2 protein-coding genes and 1 pseudogene are annotated in these 3136 nt (G+C 40.2%); 1 reads left to right on the top strand and 2 read right to left on the bottom strand.

What is annotated here, in order from left to right; genetic code table 11:
• Positions 1-1513 (top strand): dihydrolipoyl dehydrogenase (gene lpdA, locus QZ357_RS05810; RefSeq protein ID WP_290773049.1); only part of this gene is annotated, 1513 nt, incomplete at its 5' end.
• Between the two features lie 319 nt (positions 1514-1832).
• On the opposite strand, the gene QZ357_RS05805 is transcribed toward lpdA, so the two are convergent.
• A complete protein-coding gene (locus QZ357_RS05805) occupies positions 1833-2045 on the bottom strand; it encodes a cold-shock protein (protein WP_290773047.1) in 213 nt (70 codons plus the stop codon).
• A gap of 305 nt (positions 2046-2350) precedes the next feature.
• A pseudogene (locus tag QZ357_RS05800) lies at positions 2351-3136 on the bottom strand (collagen-like protein); the annotation flags it as partial.

Raw genomic sequence — 3136 nt, 5'->3', positions numbered from 1 at the left:
TGTGCTTGCTCTTTACGTTGAAGAAGGGGATGACGTTAAGGTAAACGAGCCTATAATGTTTATAGGAAAGAAAGGTTCCATTGCACCTACAAAAGAAGAAGCGATGATTATCACTCATCCTGAACTTGCGGGAGAAACGGGAAGCTTGGATGAAGAAAAAGACAGCGGTTATGATTATGATTTGGCAATTATCGGCGCAGGTCCCGGAGGATACGTATGCGCAATAAGAGCTGCTCAGCTGGGTGCAAAAGTAGTGATTTTCGAAAAGGAACATATCGGAGGGGTATGTTTGAACAAAGGATGTATTCCGACAAAAGCCTTTGTTAAAAATGCGGAAGTGTTAAGAGAAGTAAAAAATGCCGCCGAAATGGGTATAGAGATAGAATCTTTTAAGACGAACTGGTCAAAGGTTATGGAAAGAAAGAGTAATGTTGTTTCAAAACTTACTGGCGGAGTACAGGGACTTTTAAAAAGACACAAAGTAGATGTTGTGATGAGCGAAGCCGTAATAAACTCTAATCATGAGATTTTGGCGGCAGACAAGGCTTACAGTGTTGATAACATAGTCATTGCATGCGGAAGCGAATCTGTGATGATTCCTATAGAAAACGACAACAGCGTTGAGCTTTATGATTCGGAAGGGATTTTAAACCTTGAAAAACTCCCTGAAAATCTGGTTATCATAGGCGGCGGAGTTATCGGAGTGGAACTTGCTGGTGTTATGAATGAGTTTGGTGTTAAGGTAACCATAGTTGAAATGTTAGACAGTATTCTTGCTATGGCTGACGATGATGTAATAAAAACCGTAGACAAAGAGCTTCGAGGACACGGAATAGATATTATTACGGGAGTAGGTGCGAGCAAGCTTGCAAATGGCAAGGTTGTGCTGTCTGACGGAAGAGAGATTACTGCCGATGCGGTTCTTATGTCTGTTGGAAGAAAGCCTGTTAAAGTTGCGAGCAACATAGATATTCTTACAAGTGAGAGAGGATTTATTGAAATAGACAATAAACTTAAAACGAATGTGGACAATATCTATGCGATAGGTGACGTTACGGGTACGGTAATGCTTGCGCATACAGCGAGCAGACAGGGGATTGTCGTTGCGGAAGACTTATTCGGCGAAGGTGCTTCGGTAGACTACAGTCGTATACCTTCATGTGTATTTACGATTCCTGAGGTTGCATGGATAGGTTTGAACGAAAAACAGGCTGCAGAGCTTGGCATTCCGTGCAAAGTAAGCAAGATGCCTTTTGCGGGGGTAGGAAAAGCCCTTGCCATGAACGATACGACTGGATTTGTAAAAGTAATTACAGACGAAAGATTCGATGAAATAATCGGGGTACATATAGTCGGGCTGAATGCTTCGGATATTGTTGCACAGGGTGCAATAGCAATGGATTTGGAAGCGACAAGCGAAGAAATAGCAAATATCACATTTGCTCATCCTACTTTAAGCGAAGGCTTTATGGAAGCTTGCGAAGGAATAGGCGGAAAGATGATACACGGATAATACAAACAAAAAAGAGCTTAAAAGCTCTTTTTTGTTGCTTTCGGTATTAGGGTTTAAGGATATATAAGAATATAAATAAAGGGATTGGGATTTTGTAAAAAAGGAAATAATTATGTTTTAAAAGAAAATAATTTTAATAACTTTGTTGTAAGACGGGGAAAAGTGTAGTATAATAAAACAAAGATATAATACCTAACGAGTTATTTTTTAATAATTTGTTATCAGAAAAAATCCGGGAATCTTCATAGGTTTTCGGGTTTTTTATTGCAAAGATTTTTTGATTTTGAAAAATAAAAAAACAGGATATATATCCTGTTTTTTAGTATGCTGTTACATTAACGGCTCTTAGACGGTTTTTGTCTTTGATGTCAGGTTCAACTTCGTATGTCACCTTTTGACCTTCTTCAAGATTTTTGAATCCCTCTGCGTTTATGGCGCTGAAATGAACGAATACTTCTTCTTTTCTTTCGTCGTTCGATATAAAGCCATATCCCTTTTCTTTGTTAAACCATTTTACCGTACCTTTTTGCATTTAAAGATACCTCCCGTAATATTATTTATAAATTCAAAACCGCACGAATTTTATATAACTTAAGGCTCTAAGAAAATACATATCTGGTACTGTTCTTGTTACTCTTATGGAAATAAAAAAACATGTATCAAGTCATTAAACAAATGAATTGGTACATGTATCATTCTGCTCAGTGAATTAATATATAATATTTTATCACAAAGAATATAAAATGTAAAGTTAATAAAAAATTATATTTGTGTTTTGGTTGTTTTTTATAAAAGAGAAAAGCCCGCCTGGGCGGACTTTTCTTTTTATAATGTTTTTTAGTTTTGGTCTCCAAGTCTGAATACCGTTATGGTTACGTCACTTAGTATAAATCCTGTTTTGTCCGTAAGAACATTTAATACCGTAGGTGTGGAAGTTACGGATATAGGGAAATTAAAAGATACTGTTGCAAATTCTGCGCTTGCCGTGAAGTTATGGCGTGCGCTTCCCCCCTGAGTTACAGAGCCGTTTACCGTAAGCGACAGTAAAATGTCAGACGGTATTGTTGTGCCCGTCGATATTCCGACAGTGGCATTGAAAGATACTTGGTATATGCCGTTTTTTGTGATTTCTATATCGGGAGAATTAACGTTGTGAGATATATATTGTCCTGAAATCAATGCGTTGTTGTTGAAACTGATTGGCTGATTTGTACCGCTTGGCTGAGGGGCTCCGTCTACCGCCGACAATACTTCGGAAGTAGAGTCTCCTGATTGTCCCGTTTCGCCTCTTGGAATTACAAAGTCAAGAATAACGTCGTTTGGTGTTCCCGAATTTGTCACGCTTGCGGCTTCGTCAGGGTTAGCGGTGGTAACGGTGCCGATATTGATTCTTGCTGCTTCGCCCGCTTCTCCTGTCACGCCGGTAGCCCCGGTCGGACCTACAGCACCGGTATCACCTGTTGCGCCTTGGACTCCTTGAGCTCCTGTTGCACCCGAAGGACCAGTCGGACCAATAGGACCAGTTATGCCTTGTTCACCTCTTGGTCCTGTCGGACCGGTAGGACCAGTTGCTCCGGTCGGACCTATTGCACCGGTAGGACCGGTTGCACCTGTCGCGCCAGC

It is taken from the genome of Anaerofustis sp. (genome assembly GCF_019420015.1).
In the GTDB taxonomy this organism is placed as follows: Bacteria; Bacillota; Clostridia; order Eubacteriales; family Anaerofustaceae; genus Anaerofustis.
The sequence above is the reverse complement of the archived record's forward strand: the minus strand, read 5'-3'. Positions and strand labels throughout refer to the sequence as shown.

Bases quoted from the DNA above. Each gene is read 5' to 3' on its own strand.
- QZ357_RS05805 (WP_290773047.1), bottom strand. From the start codon at position 2,045: ATGCAAAAAGGTACGGTAAAATGGTTTAACAAAGAAAAGGGATATGGC.